11 protein-coding genes are annotated in these 18,668 nt (G+C 61.3%); 2 read left to right on the top strand and 9 right to left on the bottom strand.

Features of this window, described 5'->3' with window-relative positions; genetic code table 11:
* Nucleotides 1-11: 11 nt before the first annotated feature.
* From J2Y41_RS05850 to J2Y41_RS05835, 4 genes are all read right to left on the bottom strand, one after another.
* Nucleotides 12-1,367 (bottom strand): ABC transporter substrate-binding protein, encoded by a 1,356-nt coding sequence (locus tag J2Y41_RS05850; protein ID WP_224166620.1) that lies wholly within the window; start codon nucleotides 1,365-1,367, stop codon nucleotides 12-14.
* Between the two features lie 90 nt (nucleotides 1,368-1,457).
* Entirely contained in the window at nucleotides 1,458-2,264 is an 807-nt protein-coding gene (locus J2Y41_RS05845; protein WP_224167468.1) for a carbohydrate ABC transporter permease, read from the bottom strand.
* A gap of 156 nt (nucleotides 2,265-2,420) precedes the next feature.
* On the bottom strand, nucleotides 2,421-3,338 hold the full coding sequence (locus J2Y41_RS05840) for a carbohydrate ABC transporter permease (protein WP_224166619.1): 918 nt from the start codon (nucleotides 3,336-3,338) through the stop codon (nucleotides 2,421-2,423).
* A 98-nt stretch (nucleotides 3,339-3,436) separates the two neighbouring features.
* On the bottom strand, nucleotides 3,437-6,595 hold the full coding sequence (locus J2Y41_RS05835) for a glycoside hydrolase family 2 TIM barrel-domain containing protein (RefSeq protein ID WP_309927448.1): 3,159 nt from the start codon (nucleotides 6,593-6,595) through the stop codon (nucleotides 3,437-3,439).
* A 133-nt stretch (nucleotides 6,596-6,728) separates the two neighbouring features.
* Here J2Y41_RS05835 and J2Y41_RS05830 point away from each other — a divergent pair, with 133 nt between their 5' ends.
* Both J2Y41_RS05830 and J2Y41_RS05825 read left to right on the top strand, forming a co-directional pair.
* Complete coding sequence (locus J2Y41_RS05830; RefSeq protein ID WP_224166618.1) at nucleotides 6,729-7,337, top strand: TetR/AcrR family transcriptional regulator; 609 nt, start codon at nucleotides 6,729-6,731, stop codon at nucleotides 7,335-7,337.
* Between the two features lie 17 nt (nucleotides 7,338-7,354).
* Nucleotides 7,355-8,518, top strand: a complete 1,164-nt coding sequence (locus J2Y41_RS05825) for a LacI family DNA-binding transcriptional regulator (protein WP_396133475.1) — start codon at nucleotides 7,355-7,357, stop codon at nucleotides 8,516-8,518.
* A 29-nt stretch (nucleotides 8,519-8,547) separates the two neighbouring features.
* Here the strand turns inward: J2Y41_RS05825 and J2Y41_RS05820 are convergent, their stop codons facing one another.
* The 5 genes from J2Y41_RS05820 to J2Y41_RS05800 form a co-directional block, all read right to left on the bottom strand.
* Nucleotides 8,548-9,477 (bottom strand): carbohydrate ABC transporter permease, encoded by a 930-nt coding sequence (locus J2Y41_RS05820; RefSeq protein ID WP_224166617.1) that lies wholly within the window; start codon nucleotides 9,475-9,477, stop codon nucleotides 8,548-8,550.
* Nucleotides 9,474-10,481, bottom strand: coding sequence for a sugar ABC transporter permease (locus J2Y41_RS05815; RefSeq protein WP_309927047.1), 1,008 nt, complete (start codon nucleotides 10,479-10,481; stop codon nucleotides 9,474-9,476). Before J2Y41_RS05815 ends, J2Y41_RS05820 begins: the two co-directional genes overlap by 4 nt.
* 22 nt (nucleotides 10,482-10,503) lie before the next feature.
* Nucleotides 10,504-11,820 (bottom strand): extracellular solute-binding protein, encoded by a 1,317-nt coding sequence (locus J2Y41_RS05810; RefSeq protein WP_309927045.1) that lies wholly within the window; start codon nucleotides 11,818-11,820, stop codon nucleotides 10,504-10,506.
* Nucleotides 11,821-12,102: 282 nt separating this feature from the next.
* A complete protein-coding gene (locus tag J2Y41_RS05805) occupies nucleotides 12,103-16,476 on the bottom strand; it encodes a glycoside hydrolase (protein ID WP_309927043.1) in 4,374 nt (1,457 codons plus the stop codon).
* 167 nt (nucleotides 16,477-16,643) lie between these two features.
* Nucleotides 16,644-18,632 carry a DUF5107 domain-containing protein gene (locus tag J2Y41_RS05800; protein WP_309927040.1) on the bottom strand — a complete coding sequence of 663 codons (1,989 nt, stop codon included), beginning with the start codon at nucleotides 18,630-18,632 and terminating at the stop codon, nucleotides 16,644-16,646.
* Between the last annotated feature and the right edge of the window lie 36 nt (nucleotides 18,633-18,668).

Genomic DNA, 18,668 nt, shown 5'->3' with positions numbered 1-18,668 from the left:
CGCACCACGTACTACTTGGTGGTAACCGTGAAGCCTTGCTGCTGGCCGTACTTTGCGGTGGCATCCTGCCAGGTTTTCAGCCCGTCGTTCAGGTCGCCCTTGGAACCGTAGGCCTGGCCCACGGTGTCGCTGTAGATGCTGTTGGCGTAGGTCTGGAAGGGGAGGTAGTTCCAGCCCGGAACAACGTCCTTGGATGCCTGGACCAGGACCTCGTTGATCTTCTGGCCGCCGAAGTAGGCGTTCCCGGCGTTGAGGAAGGACTCGCTTTCCAGATCTGCGGTGGTGGAGGGGAAACCACCATTGGCGGCGTGGATCTTTGCACCTTCAGGACCGTTCGCGAACTCAAGGAAGCCGTAGGCGGCCGCCTTGTTCTTGCTCTGCTTCAGCACGGCGTCGCCGCCGCCGCCATTTTCAGCAGCAGCAGCCTTGCCCTTTTCGTAGGTGGGCATGGGAGCTACGCGCCACTTGCCGGCGGCTTCTGCCGCACCGGATTCGAGGTTGGCCGGCATCCAGGCACCGATGACCAACGTGGCAATGCTTCCGTCTGAGAGGCCCTTGTACCATTCGTCGCTCCAGCTGGTGACAGGGGCGACCAGATCATCCTTGAGCAGTTGGTTCCATGTGCCGGTCCACTTCCTGGCACCTTCGTCCTGCAGATCAATGCTGACTTTCGTGGTTCCGTCGAGAGTGTACGGCTTGCCCCCGGCCTGCCAGATCATGCTGGTGGTGAAGCCGGCATCTCCGGTGTCATTGGTGATGTATGCCTTGGGGTCTGCGGCGTGCAGGGTCTTTGCAGCGGCCACGTACTCTTCCCAGGTGGTGGGGACGCTGATGCCGTGTTTCTCGAACACGTCGGCGCGGTAGAACATTGCCATCGGACCGGAATCCTGCGGGAGGGCGTACACGCCGCCGTTGAGGTTCACGGAGCCCCACGTGGATTGGGTGTAGTTGTCCTTAAGCTCCCCTGCTCCGAAGCCCTTCAGATCCACCAAGGCATCGGACAGCGCGAACTGAGGCAAGGCGTTGTATTCGATCTGTGCCACATCCGGGGCACCGGTTCCGGCCTTCACTGCGTTTTGCAGCTTGGTGTAATGCGTGTTGCCGGTTCCTACATTTTCCAGGTTGACGTGGACCTTGGGGTATTTGGCTTCGAAGGCCTCTACGATCGGCTTGAGCTGCGGCGCCCAGCCCCACACAGTGAGGGTGGTCTCGGTCTGCAGCGCCTTCGCAACGTCTTCGGCGCTCGCGCCTTCCGCTGCCGCGTTACCGGTTGTTGCCGAGCCGCCGCAGGCAGCAAGGCTGCCCATCAAGAGGCTTGCTGCCAACGCCGCCGTGGCCACTCGTCGCAGTCGATGGTTGTTCTTCATGGCTTTGGTGCCTTTCAAATCGTTGTCCAAAGGACGGTTGATGCGGTGGGAGAGCGTCCGATGGCGGTGACTCGCCGCCGTCGGGCGTGTTTACTTGACGCTTCCGGCAGACAGTCCTGACTGCCAGTAGCGCTGGAGGAACAGGAAGGCACCCACGATGGGCACTATTGTCAGCAGCGATCCGGTGATGACGAGGTTGTAGATGGCGTCCCCGCCGGCCGTGCTGGCTTGGGCGTTCCAGCTGTTGAGGCCAACCGTGAGCGGGTACCAGGTTGATTGGCTCAGCATGATCAACGGCAGGAAGTAGTTGTTCCAGGTAGCCACCACGGTGAACAACAGGACCGTAATGAAGCCTGGGGCCAGCATGCGCAAGGAGATGGTGAAGAAGGTGCGGAACTCCCCCGCCCCATCCATGCGGGCTGCTTCGAGGACTTCAGTCGGAACCGACTCACGGGCGTAGATCCATACGAGATAGAGCCCGAACGGACTGATCAGGGATGGAATGATGACTGACCACGGGGTATTGGTGAGCCCCATCTGGCTGAACATCAGGAAGGTTGGCACCGCCAAGGCTGTCCCGGGTACGGCCACCGCACCCAGGACCACGGCGAACACGCCGCGTTTGCCGGGGAATTCAAACTTTGCCAGCCCATAGCCTGCCAGGGTAGCGAGGAATGTGGCGCCGCCGGCTCCCACCACGACGTACAACACTGTGTTGGCCAGCCAGCGGAGAAACTCGCCGTCGTTGTACGTCAGGGTGCCTGCCACGTTGTCCCAGAGGGCGAAGTCCCCGGAGAACCAGAGGCCGAAGGAGCTGAACAGGGATGACTGCGTCTTGGTGGAATTGACCAGGAGCCAGAAGAGCGGGAGCAGGGCGTAGACCGCCATCACGCCCATCAGGATGGTGAGCAGGATGGAGGAGCGCTTCCTGGTCACGCCTCGGCGCGTGCTCAGCTTCGGCGCCGCGGGCTTGGGCTTGGGCTGGCTGGTGGCTGCTGTCTGTTCCCGTGCCTCAGCCCGGGACTCCGGAATGCTCAAACGGACGGACATTGGCTAGGCATCCTTTCGTGAGCCGGAAATCTGGACGATGTAGGCAACAACTACCGTGAGGACGCCCATGATGATGGAGATGGCTGCTGCGTAGTTGAACTGCTGGCCTGCAAAGGAAAGATTGAACGCGTACATGTTGGGCGTGAAGTAGGAACTGATGGAGTTCGGTGCCAACGCCTTGAGAATGTTTGGTTCGTTGAACAGCTGGAAGCTGCCGATCACGGAGAAGATGCTGGCGATCCCGATCGCGCCCCGGATGGAGGGCAGCTTGATGCTGCTGATGACACGGAAAGTCCCCGCTCCATCAAGGTTGGCTGCCTCATAGAGCTCGGCAGGAATGACCTTGAGCGCCGAGTAGAAGATCAGCATGTTGTAACCGGTGAACTCCCAGGTGTTGATGTTCCCGATTGCGGCAAGGACCCAATTGGTGGAAAGCGGCTCAGGAAGGTCCATGCCGAAGAAGTCGTTGATGCTGCCGAACAGGCCGAACCTGGGGCCGTAGATGAACCCCCACATGAGCGTGGCCACCACTGCAGGAACGGCATACGGGAGGAAGACGGAAATGCGGAAGAACGACGCCGCGCGCAGGCGCCCGCTGTCCAGGGCCAAAGCGGCAAACAAGGCCAGGAACAGCATGATGGGGACTTGGACTGCGAGGAAGACGACCACCCTGATGACCGAGTCCCAGAACTGCGGATCCGCCAGCGCTTGGAGGTAATTGGCTCCTCCGACGAACTTAACGCCGCCCACCATCTGGTTCTGGAAAAGGCTCAAGTAGAACGCGTAGAGGACGGGCGCTACGAACACCAGCAGGAAGACGATCATGAACGGGCAAACAAATGCCCAGCCCGTCCATCGTCCAGCGCGTTTCCGGGATCCCACCACAGTCAGGGCGTCGGCCACGGGCGACGTCGTTGTCATGATAATTCTTCTCTTCTCGCTATGTTTACGCAAACATTCTCAGCAAGAAGATTAGCATGTTTAGGTGAACATGCAAGAGGTTAGGGCGGGGAATCCTGCTAGCTGGCCGCCGCGATCCTGAAGACAAGCGTGCGCGCCTCAGGTTTGAGGGCGAAGTCCGGCCACACGTCAGGTCCACAGGCGCGGGAGCCCAGGCCATGCTGGGCGGCGTCAAGATAGAGGAAGCAGTTCCGGCTTTGCGGCAATTCATGGGGGTGGGCCGCTGCCGAGACCTGCTGCGCAGTATGCCGGGACAACGTGAAGCCAGGCAGTCGGTCCCTGGAATCCCGAAGGGCATGGAACGTCACCCAGGAATCCCGGCCGTTGCGCAACTCCAGGGAACGGACACCACTGCGGTGCCCGGTCTCCTGCGGCCGGGCGTAATTCACGCCCAGTTCATCGATCGTCGCCGAGTAGCGGCCAACCATCGCGGCCCGCATGCTGTCCGGATACGATTCCCGGGGTCCCGTCCCGAACCAGGACGCGCCGTCCACTGATCCTGGCAGGTCAAACCGCACACCCACGCGGGGCCACACCATGTCCCATCCCGAGCTGGGAGCAATATCCACACGCAGCCACAGCTCTCCCCCGGATACTTGCCACTGCTCGTCCACTACTACCGAGCGTGCGTTGTCCGCGGCGGCATAGCGGGTGGTGACGAACACGCCGTCGTCGCCCTGCACGATCTTCTGGACGCGGGCCGTCAATCTATCCAGACCCGCCTTGAGCCACACATCCTGGTTGGAAGGAGCCGGGACGCCGTTGCCATTGTTGAGCCACGGGTCAGCGGGGTCATAACTGCCAAAATGCGAACCTTGGTCGTTGTCCGTTGGCGCCCGCCACAACTCAAGGCGCGGACCGGACACCGGCAGGCCGGCAAGGGCAACAAGCCTCCCATCTTCGAACTGCGCAGGTCCAAGGGACGCAGATCCAAGAGACGCAGGTCCAAGGGATAGGGCGGCGTCCGTCCCGGTCTCCCGGCGCCCAGCCGACGACAGGGGGCGCGGCGCCTTAGCGGGCCCGGCGGCAGGTGCAGAGAGGTCCAACTGGGCGGTCCAATCCAACTGCGCAGTCGAGATGACATGGCCGGCCGGAGCCCACGCAGTGTCCTCGCGCAGGGCAACCTCAACGGTGAGCCAGCGTTCGCCGGCCCCCACCTTACTGAAAGCCCTTAGTGCTGACTCGGGCAACTCCATGACTGTGGAGTCACCCGGGGCGAGTTGACCACCGGTGGGGGTCACGACGTCGAACGTCCCGGACGCGGTCAGCTCGCCGTCCGTTTCGGTGCGCCAGCGAATGACGACGTCGGACGCGTCTGCCGAGTGCCGCAGGTTGGCGACTGTAAGCAAGGGGCGCGTCACGCCGTCGGAAACGGCTGTTTCGAAGCCCAAACGAAGGGGCGCCACAATCTGTTTGAACTCGAAGAGTCCCGGGGTGGGCGTCGAATCCGAAAGAACCATGCCGTCCATGACGAAATTGCCGTCGTGGACAACCTCTCCGAAGTCGCCCCCGTAGGCGAAGAACTCCGTGCCGTCAGCGGTTGTGGTACGGATGCCGTGATCCCGCCATTCCCACACGAAGCCACCATGCAGCCGGGGGTACCGGTCCACGAGGTCCTCGTATTGGTCGATCGCACCCGGACCGTTGCCCATGGCGTGTACGTACTCGCACAGGATGAACGGCTTGCTGCGTTGCCGGGCCGATTCCGCTGCGGAGCAGCCAAGCAGCAGGGAGCCCGAGTCGTTGCGTCCTATGGCCTCGGTTTCCGGTATTGAGGAGTACATACGCGAGTAGACGTCCGTGTACGCGCCGGTGTAGTCGCCCTCGTAGTGCACGGGACGGCTGGAATCGCGCGCGTGCGTCCACGCGGACATTGCGGCGAGGTTGGCACCGGTTCCTGACTCGTTGCCCAGGGACCACATGACAATGGAGGGGTGGTTCTTGTCCCGTTCAACGGTGCGCTCCATCCGGTCCACGAACGCCTCACGCCAGGCGGGATCGTCACTGGGATTTCCAGCCCAGCCCTGCCGCTCAAAGCCGTGCGTTTCCAGATCGCACTCCAGGATCACCCAAAATCCCATTTCGTCCGCAAGATCCAGCAGGCGCGGGTGCGGCGGGTAATGGCTGGTGCGGATGGCATTTACGTTGAACTGCTTCATCATGGCCAGATCGGCGCGGGCAAATTCCTCGTCAAAGACGCGGCCGCGGTCCGGGTGCGTTTCGTGCCGGTTCACGCCATGGAACACCACCCGCCGCCCGTTCACCAGGAATTGGTCCCCCTTGATCTCCACAGTGCGAAAGCCAATATTGAGCGAGATGGTCTCGCCTTTGCTCTCCACCGTTGCGGCATACAGCCGCGGGACGTCCGCAGACCAGGGTTCGACGTCGGCAACCGCCACCGGGGCGACGTCTGCCGGAGTTTCCCACGTGAGATCCACATCGAGTTCGGGAACGCGGAGGCGCACAGGATAGGCAGCGGGACCGGCCGTAATTTCGGCGTCGATGAGGCCTGAACCGGAGCGGGTGGTGCCCTCAAAGGGGGTCCGCAACCAGACGTCGTCGATACCCGCTTGAGGACGGGCCTGTAGCGTGACGTCGCGGAAGATGCCCGGCATCCACCATTGGTCCTGGTCCTCGAGGTAGCTCGAAGCAGACCACTGATGGACGCGGACGGCCAGGACGTTTTCGCCGGGGCGGACGGCCTCGGTGACGTCGAATTCCTGGGCCAGCCGGCTTCCAGTGCCGACGCCAATCACAGTTCCGTTGACCCAGACTTTGTAGCGGGATTCGACTCCGTCAAACCGCAGGACGATCCTCTCCGCAGCGGACCAGTCCGTAGGAATGGAGAAGGTCCGCCTGTAGTCGCCCGTTGGATTCCCATCAGGCACGTGGGGTGCATCGGTGGGGAAAGGGAACTGGACGTTCGTGTAAATGGGACGGCCGTAGAGGCCTTCCCCCTCCAGCACCCAGTGGGAAGGAACAGGGATCTGATCCCAGCCGGAATCATCCAGGGCCTCGTCGGCGACCCCCTCTACCTGCTCGCCGGCGGGCAGGACTCCCCTTCCGCCTGGTGTCCCGGGCGCGCCGGGCAACAGGCGGAATCTCCACAATCCATTGAGCGGGATCGTGGGAGCGTCACTCTGCAGCCAGGAACGTGCCGGGAGCCGATTGCCGGAGCCGGCGCCACGATGGGTGATGTAGGAAGTACCGGCAATCATGGCTGCAGATGTCGATTCCACGTGGCTCCTTCAAGCGTCCGTGCGAGGTCAAGTGTGACCACGCTAACACAAATTTCGAGTAAGCACTCTGGTTTCATCTCCGGCGTCTCCTCCCGCTGTACACTGACTTGCCATGACCACAAAGGACACGGCACGCGCCAAGCGGGGACCCTATGCGAAGTCGAAGGAAAAGCGGCAACTTATCCTCGACTCCGCGCACGCCGTGTTTGCCGCGAAGGGGTATCTGGGCGGCTCGCTGCAGGACGTTGCCAACCAAGCGGGCATGAGCCAGACAAGCCTGCTGCATTATTTCCCCTCCAAGAGCGATCTTCTGATGGGTGTCCTGGAGTGGCGGGACGAACTGACCGGAAGCGCGAATCCGTCTGCTGAGGACGAGGGGTTGGTGGACGCCGTGATTCGCACAGCGCTCTACAACGAGAAGATCCCCGGCGTCATTGAGCTCTATACGGTGCTGTGCGCCGAGTCGATCACAGACTCCCATCCCGGGCGGGACTACTTCACCGGCCGTTTCGAGCGCTTGCGTGGCAGCTACACCCGTAGTTTCTCCACCCTGGCCCAGCAAGGCAGGCTCCGGCCGGGAGTGGATCCAGCATGGGCAGCGATGTCCCTGGTGGCCCTGTGGGATGGTCTTCAAACCCAATGGCTGTTGGCCCCTCACACCGTAGATGTGGCAAAAGCCCTGCGTGCCTTCTTCGAATTGGTCCTCCTGCCCGAGGCCTGAGGGCATAGCATGTTTAGGTGAACACGCAAGAGGACAGCAGCACGAAGACACCAGGTACCGCCACCCCCAAGGGGAACCGGAAAACTGCGGCAACGAAAACGCGTGCCGCCCGCGGTCCCTCCGTTGCGCGCGGTCCCTCCATTGCGGACGTGGCCAAGGCCGCCGGAGTTTCGGCCCAAACTGTCTCCCGGGTCTCCAACGGTCTGACGAATGTTGAAGAAAGCACCAGGAACCGCGTCCTCGAAGCGATGAAGCAGCTCGGCTACCGCCCCAACCGGGCGGCACGGGCACTGAAGAGCGGCCAGTTTAAATCCATCGGCGTCATCATGTTCACACTCTCCAGCTTCGGCAACATGCGCACTCTGGATGCGATCGCCACCGCCGCATCACAAGCCGGGTACTCGGTAACGCTCATCCCCCTTCAGGACCCCACAACCGGAACCGTTTCCGGGGCCTACACCCGGCTGCGGGAGCAGGAGGTGGATGGCGTGGTCATCATTTTCGAAGCCCATCTGCTGGACGATGCGGACATCACCCTCCCCGAGGACCTCCCTGCCGTAGTGATCGACTCAAACCCCGGGTACGGCTATCCCATGGTGGATACGGATCAAGCCCAGGGGGCCAGGTCCGCCACACAACACCTTCTCGACCTTGGCCATGAACAGGTATGGCACATTGGCGGCCCCACCTCCTCCTTCTCCGCTACACACAGGGAAGAATCCTGGAGGCGGACACTGCAGGAGGCCGGCATTGAGGCCCCTCCTGTCCACCATGGCGATTGGTCCACGGAATCGGGATATCGAATCGGGCGGGAGATCGGCAGCAATCCGGACCTGACCGCCATCTTTGCCGCCAACGACCAAATGGCCCTCGGAGCAATGCGCGCCCTGCATGAGCTGGGACGAGCCATTCCAGGGGATGTCAGCATTGTTGGATTCGACGACCTCGAAGAATCCACCTCCTTCTGGCCGCCCCTCACCACTGTCCGTCAGGACTTCCACGCCGTGGGACGCCTCAGCATCGAGAACCTGCTCCAACAGATCGCGGGACACAGTCCTGTCAACGACGCCACCCAGGTGCCCACAAGCCTGGTAGTGCGCAAGAGCACTGGTGCTCCCCCCAAGACACGCCAACGACGTTCCGCTACGCGGGGCAAGAGCGAAGCTGCAGCCACCGGATAGTCCGGTGGCTGCCGCTCCTGGCCAGGTGGTTAGCCTTTGCTTGAGCCCAGGGTCAGGCCGGCAACAAATTGCCGTTGCAGGACCAGGTAGATGAGCAAGGTGGGAATCAGCGTGATCATTGCGCCGGCCGCAATCAGGTTGTAATTGCTCAGGAACTGCCCCTGGAGATTGTTGATGGCCGTGGTGATGGGCAGCCTGTCTCCGCTCTGGATGAACAGCAGGGGCCAGAAGAAGTCGTTGTAGATGAAGATGACTTCCAGCGTTCCCAACGCTGCGAGCGCGGGACGGCACAGCGGAAGGATGATGTTCCAGTACTGGCGCCAGATACCCGCCCCGTCCACCAAAGCAGCTTCTGTCAGGTCTGCAGAGAGCGCCTTCATGTAGTTGGAAAGCACAAACGTGCAGAAGCCAATTTGGAACGCGGTGTCCACGATGATCACGGCAATATACGTGTTCAGGAGGTTGCCGGAATCACTGAATGAGTAGGGCAGGGTTACGTGCTTGAACATTTCAAACAGGGGCGCCGCCAGGACCTGCGGGGGCAGGAGGTTACCGGCAGTAAACATGATCAACAGCGTGATGTTGAACTTCCAGTTGACGCGTGAAACCGCGAACGCCATCATCGAGGCGAACAGAAGTGTCAGCAGGACTGTGGGAACCGTGATCAGGACCGAGTTCAGGAAGTACTTCGAAAACCCGCCCTGGTTCCAGGCCTGGACAAAGTTCTCAAACCCGAAACTGCCGCCGAGGCTGAAATAGCCATATTTGTCCGTATCAGCTTTGGGCCTGAGCGCCGTGAAGAGGGACCAAACGAGCGGAATAAGCCAGATGGCAGCCATGACTATCAGGAAGATATGGGTGCCGTAATGGCGTTTGCCGGACTTCCCTGCGCCTGCGGACTTGCTGGGTTTGCCGGCCTTTCCCGTTTCGACGGGCAGCGTGGGCACTACGGCGCTCATGCCTCTTTCTCCTTGCCAAAAGTGCGGATGAGGTAAAAGACAATCGGTACCAAGGAGACCACCAGCAGAACGACCGCGAGGGCCGAACCGACGCCGATCACCTGTCCTTCACCGATCAGGTTTTGGATCACCAGGGCACTGAGGAGTTCAAGGCCGTTGGTGCCGCGGTTGATCACGTAGACGATGTCAAAGGCGCGCAGCGACTCGATGATGGTGATAACCACGATCACGATGTTCACGGGGCGCATTGCCGGGAAGACGACGCGGAAGAATGTCTGCGCAGCGTTGGCCCCGTCGATCGATGCCGCTTCCCTCAGGGATGGATCCACGCCTTTCAGGCCGGCCAGGTACAGGATCATGACATAGCCTGCATGACGCCACGTGGCAGCGATCATGGCTGCCCAGATGTTCACGTTGGAGTCGCCGAACCAGTCCACCGCTTGTGGCGTGCCTGCCGTCCCGAGGAGGTAGTTCAGCAGCCCGCTGTCGCGGTTATAGAACAATTGCCAGATGATCCCGATGAGAGCCAGGGACAGCATGACCGGAGTGAAGAAGATGCTCTGGTAGATCTTGCTTCCCCGGATCCTTTGGTCCAGCAAGACAGCGAGCAGCAACCCCAACGGGGTTGCTATGAGAGCGAGGAAGGCCAGCCATAGGACATTGTGCTGGATAGCCGGCCAGAACGGTGGGTAGTTCTGGCTGATGAACTCGTAGTTGTCCAAACCGGCTTGCTTGAGGTCTTCAAGATCCAGTCCGTTCCAGCGCGTAAAGCTCAAGCCTATGGAGAAGAGGGTGGGCAGCCAGACAAACAGCAATTGAATCAAGGTGGGAATGCCAACCATCACTCCCAGGACAATCTTGTCCCGGCCGCTCAGGCGACGAACCCGCCTGGACCTGGTGCGCCCTTTACCGGAAACGGCCACTGCTGCGCGTGCTCCACGATGGATGCCGCCATTGGGGGGTCCCCCGTTTTGCGAGGCCGGTTTTTCGGCTGTGGTACTCATTGGAAATTCCTTTTATTCAACGCTACTGGGCCGCGTAGAGGGACTTGGCCTGTGCTTCCAGGTTCTTCACATCGACGCTTCCGTCCTTGATGAAGGACTGAAGGGCCGGGATCATCACGTTGTTCGCCATGGCGGGCAGAGCGTCACGGTCCAGGAACTGGCTGATGTACTTGGCGTTGGCGATGGTATCGGCACACTTCTTGTTCAGCTCTGAGTACTTGGACGTATCCGCACCCTTGGCCGTTGCAATGTTCGATGTGTCCACCGCCGCATACGCATCCTGGCCCTCGGCACTGCCCATGAATGCCAGGAAATCGTGTGCGGCCTGGTTCCCGCCACCCTTCTTGGACAACAGCAGACCGTCGATGGGAGCCTCGACGGCGTCCGTTCCTTCCATCGCGATCTCCGGGAATGGGAAGAAATCGATGTCTGCCAGTACCGCAGGATCCGTGAACTGCTGCGTGACGAACGAGCCAAGCAGGTACATGCCGGTCTTCTTGGCTTCAAGTGCCTTGGCCGCATCCTGCCACGTCTGGCCAAGGGCTGCAGGATCCTGGAAGGGCAGGAGTGCCTTCCAGGTGTCGAAGACGTCGCTGACCTTCTTCTGGTCCCAGCTCTCCTTGTGGGCCGTCAGGTCAATGTGGAACTGGTAACCGTTCAGGCGCATGTTGATGTAGTCAAACGTGCCCATGGCCGGCCACCCGTCCTTGTCGGCGAAGCCAATCGGAATAATCCCATCCGCCTTCATCTTCGCTGCCAGGGTCTTCAACTCGTCAAACGTGGACGGGACCGCATAGCCCCTTTCCGCCCACAAGCTCTTCCGGTAGAAGAAGCCCCAGGGGTAGTTGTAGTTGGGGACCAGGTACATCTTGCCGTCCGGGCCGGTGGAGGCCTTCTTCATCGCGTCTGAGAAGTTGCCGCCGATCTTCTCCCAGACGTCATCCACAGGAGCCAGCAGGCCCTTGCCGGCGTAGTACTGCATGCGGTAGCCGGCGAACCACGTGAAAGCATCGTCCGGGCTGCCCTGCAAGTAGGAGTTGATCTTGTTCTGGAAGTCATTGTGTGGCACCACGTTTGTGGCCACCTCGATCCCGGACTTCCTGGTGAAGGCGTCCGTGACCGCCTTGTACGCATTGCGCGGAACTTCATCGGAGGAACCGGAGCCAAAGGTCAGGCTCTTGGATGAGGCGCCGGGTGCTGGACCCGAACCGCCCGTGCAGGCCGACAAGAGCGGAATTCCTGCGGCTGCAACCGCCCCGACTCCAAGCGTCTTGAGGAAGGTACGCCTGCCCGGAGACGATGCGCCGCCCGCCTGCGACGGGGTGGAATTTGTTGCCATGATGACTCCTTCTGGTGGTAAAGCTTTGCGCATCGTTGCGCAGGTGAGTGTCTTTTGATCGAAAGTCGTTAGCCTTAGTGTGCCCCTCGAGGAGGCAAAAGTCGTTGCTTTTTTGTAACCCTGATTCCTCCGGTCCATTCTCATGTTTGCGTAAACATGAACGCTATGAGTTTACGTAAACATTTCGTCGCTGACAATAGCGTTTGCAAACCCCTATGAGTTCATTTGCCCGTCAGGCCATGCCAGCGGCCCGCTGAAGCAGCGGGACCGCTGGCATGCGGATCATTTGCATGAGGTGGCTGTATAAGCAACTTGCTTCGTTGTGGTTACAGACTGCCCGTTGACCGTGCCCTTGGCCTCAACGCCAACCACTCCCCCTTGGATGGAAGCAGCCTGCGTGGAGAAGGAGTACATACCGGTCTTGCCGGCCTGGACAGTGACAAGGGCGCTGCCGAACACGGACGTGAACGTCACCTGCACGGAAGAGCTTTCGTTGTTCTTCGCCTGCACGTCCAGTACAACCTTCTTGCCTACGCATTTGGTGCGTGCCGTCGCGGTTACATTGAGGGTCGGGCTCGGCGTCGGGGTCGGTGAGCTGGTCGGCGTCGCAGTCGGCGTCGGGGTCGGTGAGCTGGTCGGCGTCGGCGTCGGAGAGCTGGTCGGCGTCGGGGTCGGGCTGGCGATCATCAGCCAGCTGAGCTGCACGTCGGGTCCCCGGGTGGGGCTGAGCGTGAAGGTGATCTTTCCATCGGTGCCCACGGTAACGTTCTGGTACGCCGCGGACTGATAGTCCCCGCTGTAGTCGTGGTCAGCTTCAACGACAGCCCCGTTGACGGTCACCTTCGCACCACGGTCATCCCACTGCGCCCAAGGATCGTAGTAGCCGGCGTATACGGTGTAGGTGCCGGGAGCGAGGTTGCTGAAGCGGTACGTCAGGTCACGCCCACCAGCGGCATAGCGCAGCGTGGTGAAGATGTTCCCGTCTGCGGTGCCTTCAACCCCGCTGCCTTCGCTTTCATATCCCCAGGTCTTGCCCGTTGCCGGGTCCAGGCCGTATGGCTGGTCGGGAGTGCTGTTGAGTACCGAGCCCGTAACTCCTGGGGCTGCCATCAAGGCTGTCCAGTCGGCGGTTTGCTTACCCCCGGCGTTGACGGCATACCGGACGCCGTCCGGGACAACGGGGATGGTGCGGGTGAACGTGCGGCTACCGAAACCGGGAAGCGTGCCGGTTGCGGTAATGACTCCAACAGTGTTGGTGTCGCCGGTTATCTGCCAGGTCACGGGCTGGGTGGAGCTCTGCCCATTCTGTGAAACCGTCACGGATGTGACGTTGAAGGAGGCACCGACAGCCAGGCTTGACGGAACACCCGTGACGTTCCAGCCAGCGTTTGCATCGAGGTCCCCAAGCCGCCATTCGGACGGGGACAGGATCGTAATGGACTTGCCGCCTTCACCCATTTGGATTGGCAGCCAGACCATTGGCGCGGTTGCCAATGCCTGGTCCGATCCGCCGTTCCAACGGTCGCCCATGTAGATGAACTTGCCGTTTGCCGCATCCACCGGAATGACAGAAGTGGGCTGCGAATTGTTGGAGTTCCAAGCGACGTCGCCGGTGAATGGGTTGGGCATCTCGGTCCACTCGCCAAGGATGCTGGTAGCGGTGCCGTACTGCGCAGGGTTCGCCGCCCAGCCGGTGGTTCCGGAATTGATGATGAAGTAACGTCCCTGATACTTGAAGATGGCCGGCGACTCGCGGGAGTCGTTGACGAACGCGCGCCGGAAGTCGACGCCCTCCACTGCCGTATCGGGTGAGGCCGACAGGTAGGTGTAGTCAGCGTTGAGCTTGGAGATAAACATTGTCTTGTTCTCCTCGCTGGAATAGATGATGTATCCCGTACCGTCATCGTCCACGAAGAGGTTCATATCCCTGGCCATGCCCGGGTTGTTCGGCGCCAAATTCGTCGGGTCGCCGGCAGCTGCCTTATGCAGCCGGTAGCTGTCGATGTAGCGGAACGGGCCGAACGGCGAATCGGAGATGGCTACGCCGGCGTTGGCCTTGGCGTACTGGGCTGTGGAGGTCGCCGATGGGCCATCGGCGTGGACCCACATGACCCACTTGTGGGTTGCTGCGTTGTAGATGACCTTGGGTCGCTCAAGGATGGGCGGAGTCTGACCATCTACAGGCACGGTGCCAAGGTCGCGGTAAACGGCGTTCTTCTGCTCGGTGGTGTAGCCGGAGTACAGGCTTTGGAAATAGGGATCATTCGTGAACTGGTCCGCGGATGACATCGCCTTCAGGGCAACTCCTTCATCCTTCCAGTTGTAAAGATCGTAGGAGCTGTAGGCGTGTACACCAGGTGAGGAGTGGTACCCATTGGTGCGATCCTCCCCGTAAAGGTAATAGATCGTACGTCCTTGCGCGTCCTTCGACGTCACTACCTGTCCACCGTGCGCCTGCAGGAGGTTTCCGTTGTTGTCCCGCCAATCCTCTCCAGGCCTGAAGCTCGTGTAGCCGACGCCCTCACTGGCGTTGCGCAGGGTAAACGCCTGGTTCGCTCCGCCGTTGGAGGGCCAGAGACCAATCCAGGAACCGGAAGCCGTGGACTGGTTTGAGACATCAAGGACCTGTTGGCGCGCGGCGTTCAGCAAACTGAAGGACGTTCCGTCAGTGGTGCTGAAGAGCCACTGGGCCGAGGGGTCCGCGCCGGCTTCCTGGTCAGTAAGAGTACGAAGGACCGTTCCGTTTGCATCTGCAGCCAATGCACGGCCGTCAGCAAGCCTCAGGACAAAGCGGTCACGGGTTGCGCCGTCTTCATCTGCAATGCGGGTGGCTTTCCAGACCTGCGTGGGTGAAGCCACGTTGTCACCAAGCACCGTAGCCGGTGAGCCGTCCGAAGCCGTGACTGCCCTGCCGCTCTGGACTCCGACGAAGCTGTAGGACTGGCCGTCCTTTACTGCGGGTGCATCGGCGGCCACACCGGATGCCCCGTTGATGACGAAAGTCGTGACGGACTTGGCAGGTACAGTCAGAGTCGCCGAGCGCGTTCCCGCGTCAACTGCCACTGCGTTCCCGCTCACCAGCGCGTTGGCGGTGGGGTTCGTCGACGGCGACCCGGTGGTGACTACGGGAGTAACCGTTGCCCCTGGTGCGATGGCTGCAAACTTTGAGAGGTCCAGCTTAACGGTCTTGGCTTGGTCGGAGTCGTTGGTGTGCACCATGACCAGCCCGGTCCCATTGTTCTTCACCGCAGAGGTGGTCTTGGCGTCGCTGGTGGGAATGATGCGGTCGCCTGGTTCGATGTAGTGGGTGAAGTTGCGGATGGCGTTGTATTTGGAGTTCACTTTGGTCCGGCAGGAAGGGTCCGCAGCGCCATCGGCCAAACGTCGCGCGGAGTTTCCGTCGGCGTTGCAATCGAAGTCGATGAAGACCGATCCCCAGTTCTTCTTCTCACCGAGTTCCATGTTGTAGAGGTCTTCAACCGGCTGCCAGAGCACCCAGGATTCGGGGTCCAGCTCACGGAGGTCATCGGTGATGCGGCTGGCCATGCCCAGACCGTTTTCCATGCTGTCAGGGTTCCATGAGTCGCCGCCCCAGTTGCCCTCCACTTCGCTCATGGACAACGGCTTGCCAGTTGACTTGGCAATGTCGCGGACCCTGATCCGATCACCAGTGGAGTAGGTGTGGACGTTGAGCTGGCTCACGGCCTGCTTGGTTTCCGGAGTCCAGCCGTTCCAATCCTCGATGAACCGGCTCGGTGAGGTCTCGTCCGGCCCGGAGACTTTGGCTTGGGTAGTGGTTCCCGGCTCGGCGAGTTCTGCTGCCATGGCAGTCAACACCTGGGACTGCAGGGCCGGGCTGGCGTGGGCGCCTTCCTGGCCACCGCCGTTGGGCAGGCCATTGCCGCCTAAAGTTGTCTTCCAATAGTCCGTATTGGGCTCATTGAGCGGATTGATGGTGTCGAACTGAATGCCTTGGGACTGCTCCACCTGCTGGGCCGCGGTCTTAAGGTAATTGGCGAACTTACCGATTGCCGCCGGCTTGATCTGGTCCGAGTTTCCGTTGAACCCACCGCTAACGTAGCCGCTTTCAGTCATGAAGTAGGGCGGCGAGTTGCTGAATGCTTCCCACGTAGTGACCTTGTCCTTGATCGCAGCAATCCAGGCGCGCTGCGACGTATCCGCCTGGAGGTTGTAGTCGGAGGCGTTGTCCCCGCTCCACGCTGCCAGCATCCGGTCCCGGTCTGCGTAGCTGGATGTAATAGGACCATTTTGGTCAGAGAGTCCGGCATTGGGGTTCCACCAACCCGGAACGGCGCCGCCCGGCCTGAGGTAATCCGGGATATCGGTGGCGTTGCCACCTCCGATGTTGTAGCGCGCGATGTTGAGGTTGAGTCCATCGTCACCGAAGACCTTGTTGATGAGGTCATTGCGGATGGCTTCCGGGTACTGTCCGGTGGCATTTGCCATCCAGACCAGGCTGGTGCCCCATCCCTTGAAGGACGGCCCGGCCTGGGCAGGGTTGGGAGTCAGGAGCACAGGATCCTCCGCGGCGGCAGCCACGGAAGGTAAGAGGGGAAGTCCAGCCAGGGCGAGCGAGGATGCGGCAACCGCCGCTCCTATGCGATGGCGCCACGATCCATTCGAGGTCGACAACATTGTCTAAATCCAATCCGTTCATGTTTACGTGAACATAGATGAGTTTACGTAAACATATCGTGACGTGGATCACCCGTCAAGGGTTGATTTCTTACTCGCCCCGCCCGGCATTTTCAGGACGAAGACGGGATAGCGCCTTCCCTTTGGAATGCCGCGAAAGCAGTCCCCTAGTGCATTCCAAATTGGTAGTCGAAGGGCACTGCTTCACCCGGACAGACTTCTTCCCACAGCGCCGCTATGGCATCCTCGCCCTCGCGGAGATCCGGTATCTCCACCCCTTCGCGCAGGATGGCTGCAGCATCGCCTGCCCTGCCCACACGGGCTAGTGCCAGTGCCTTGAGGAACCTCAAACGCCCGACGGCGGCGCCCTCCTTGGGCTCGGACTCCAGCTTGGGCGCGGACTCCAGCAGTTCCAGCGCCTGGGCCGGGTGGTCATGGCGGATGCTGAGTGTCACAGCCTCGGTGAGTAATGCCCTGTTGGAGGGGTCGGCCTGAACCCCGCTCCTGAGTTCATCCAGGCCCTCGCCATCCACGCCGTCGGCCAGTAACGCCAACCCCAATCCGCGATGTGCGAGCGCCAAGGTCCCCTGCTGAACGCCCCCGGCAGCAAGCACCCCACGGTAGGCCGCCTTGGCTCCCTCCAGATCCTGCCTGGCATGCCTCATGGTGGCCACGTGGAATCGAGCCTCAGGACTTTCCTGTCCCGCCAGCAGCTCCTCCCAGTCAGCACCGGCAACAAAGGTGGTTGCGCCGTCGAACGCTTTTCCCTTCAGCAGTTCCAGCCATGGTTCCTGCTCCGCCGTGATGCTTTCATCTACGAACGGGGTGCCGCTCTCGTCAATCCAACCCTTACCCGTCCTACGGCGCCGTGCCCGCTCCACGACTCCCCAGCCACTGCCGTGGAGCACCATGGTGGATGGCGGGACGTCAGCGTCGGTGATGGCGGCGGGCAGCATTGCCTCCAGGTCCTCGTGCGCAAGGAGCTCCTCAAGCCGCTGGCCGGCATGGGCCACGGCCGCATCCCAATCCGATCCGTGGGACGTTTCCGGGTCCAGATGCCCGTTCCCGTACGCTTCCACCCACGACCATTCCGCACCCGCCGGCATGGACAAATGCTCAAACTGGGTTCTCGCCAGGCCAGCCTGGATCTCGGCGTAAGGGCCGGCACCAGGGCTCAACCACTGCTGCCACCGTTTACCGCCCTGGCCTTGTCCCCAGACGAAAAGCTTCTTGCCCCTCAGCCGGCTCGTGGATAGCATCGCCAGCCCATCGCCGTCGTCGTCCGCAGCCACAACCCAGCGACGTTCGGATGGATCAATATCAAAGAAGAAATCGGCGGCATGCGGGCTGTTGACCAACCAGGTGCCGTCGTAGCCGTTGTGGTTTGTGGGCCGAACGCGGGTGATGTCCCTGGCGTAGTCGCTGCCAAATGCTTCGTCGGCCGGCGCGATCACCCGGGTGCGGTCCGTCTCCGGAATTGCTGCGTTGCTCCACCAGTACATGGGAACGTCATGGTCATTCGGGTTGCGGATGCGCACCGCCGCGAACAGCACCTCCGATTCGGCAGGCAACCATATGTCCACTTGGAACACCACTTCCCGGAGCCGTTCGAACTCCCACACGCGAAGGATGTGCTTTCCGTCGGCGGTGTGGACGATCGCCGTGTGCAGTGGATCGCAGCTGGTGGGCGAGTGGCCGCGCGTGCCAATGTTCCACTCCAAGCCTCCCGCGAACCACGCCTTTCGCAGCGCGATGTTGGCCAGCTGGGGCGCGTCGTGCGTGTGGAGGAGCTGCTTTCCCGTCGCTTTATCGAACAATTCCCAAATACGGCCGCCCAGGGACGGTATGACGGTCGCCTTGAGTTTGCTGTTCTCAAGCACGACGGCGGGCAGCTCCTTGGGTGCCGCCTCCCGGCTATAGCCATCCTGCATGAGGTACGGGAATACGTTGGGCACTACACCATAGCGGGCCGCCGCCTGGAGTTCTTCCGGCACTCCCTCGCCCACGGTGTACGGCTGATCGAGCTCGGCGGCCACCACGGGCAAGGGGTTCAGTGGGCCAATATCGGCCATCGTCAGGGAAATGGTGGTGACAGTGGGATGGGAAGGTGACGTGGCGGCCATGTCCGTATCCGTTCGTGAGGAATCAACGTCCACACCCACAGTCTCCTCGGACCGGGCAGCCGGCGCCAG

It is taken from the genome of Arthrobacter sp. 1088, assembly GCF_031455315.1.
GTDB lineage: Bacteria > Actinomycetota > Actinomycetes > Actinomycetales > Micrococcaceae > Arthrobacter.
Note: the sequence above shows the minus strand (reverse complement) of the source record. Positions and strands in the feature narration are given on the sequence as shown.